The sequence below is a fragment of the Frankia sp. CcWB2 genome (genome assembly GCF_977927585.1).
The window spans coordinates 4205-5583 of sequence record NZ_CDWRCM010000169.1 but is presented as its reverse complement, the minus strand read 5'-3'; the positions used below and the strand labels follow the sequence as shown (position 1 = coordinate 5583).

The 1379-nt window shown below is 73.7% G+C and carries 2 protein-coding genes; both read right to left on the bottom strand.

Annotation, left to right across the window (positions count from 1 at the left end; translation table 11 throughout):
• Positions 1 to 820, bottom strand: an 820-nt coding sequence (locus ACY45C_RS16410) for a putative RNA methyltransferase (protein ID WP_462188452.1), incomplete at its 3' end; no start/stop codon positions are given.
• Positions 821 to 927: 107 nt separating this feature from the next.
• On the bottom strand, positions 928 to 1379 hold a 452-nt coding region (locus ACY45C_RS16405), incomplete at its 5' end, for a histidine phosphatase family protein (protein WP_462188451.1).

Below are 1379 nucleotides of genomic sequence, written 5' to 3'. Positions count from 1 at the left end.
GGGCCGTAACGGGGGCACTCCCGGGGAAGGCGGTTTCGGCCCGCCGGCGCAGCTGGTCGGGCGCACGATGATGGCCGGTCGGGCCCATCAGAGCCAGGTCGACGACCTGGTCGGTGTTCAGCGTGAGCGGAACGTCGACGCGCTCGACGATGATCGGCTCGAACCGTCCGGTGGTTCGTTCGTCGAGCCGGTCGCTCTTGCCCGCCTGTATCCCGACGAGTCCGAGCGGGCCGTGCAGCTCGGCGAGATGGCCCGGTCCGGGGGTGACGACGATGAGCAGCCCGTCGGGGCGCAGCACCCGGTGCATCTGGGCCAAGTTGCGCGGCGCGAAGACGTCGAGGAGCACGGCGACGGCGTGGTCGGCCACCGGCCAGGGGGCGGCGACGTCGAAGGAGACCGCGCCGATCCGGGGATGGGCACGCGCCGCGCGACGCAGGGCGTACTTCGAGACGTCGACGGCGATGCCGACCGCGTCCGGCCGCGCACCGACCACGCCGGCCAGATGGTGCCCGGTCCCGGCACCGATGTCGAGGATCACCCGACCGGGCGACCCGGATAGCCCGGATGACCCCCCGGGGACGGGATGCGCGATCTGGGCCAGTCGGGCGGTGAGCGGCCCGTAGTGGCCACCACCGAGGAAGGACTCCCGCGCGGCGACCATGACGGCGGTGTCGCCGACGACCCGCCGAGTCCGGCCGGTGCGCAGGTTGGCATAGCCGCTGCGGCCGACGTCGAAGTCGTGCCCGGCGGGACAGCGCAGGGATCTGTCCGCCCGGTGCAGCGCGTCGCCGCACACGGGGCAGCGCAGGAACGGCAGCACGGCCCGCAGGGACGCGAGGGCGGGCGGGACAGCGACGACGGGCGGGACAGCGACGACGGGCGGGACAGCGACGGCCGGCGCCGGTGACTCGGGACCGGTGGAGTTCGTCAGGCGCCGACCGATCCAGGCGTGTTCGCGGTCAGCCCGTTCGGCTCCGCATACTGGACGCCGACGAGCTCGGACTCCCGGTAGACGGCCGTGGTGACGCTCGCCAGCCCACACTGCCGCCGGTCGGGACGGTGCCAGAGGGGCACCCCCTCCAGGGCACGCCGAGCCGTCCAGACCGGAAGCTGATGGCTGACGAGCACGACATGCCGACCGGGGTGGGCATCGCGCCATTCCGCGACGGCCACGAGCATCCGCGCGGCGATCTCGTCGTACGGTTCGCCCCAGGATGGGCGGAACGGATTGAGCAGCAGGCGCCACAGGGCGGGGTAGCGGACCACCGCCGGGCCGGCCTCGAACGTTCTGCCCTCGAAGGCGTTGCGGCTTTCGATCAGCCGCGGGTCGGCCTGGACGGCGAGCGCGTGCGCCGTGGCGATGGGCGCGGCGGTCTGCT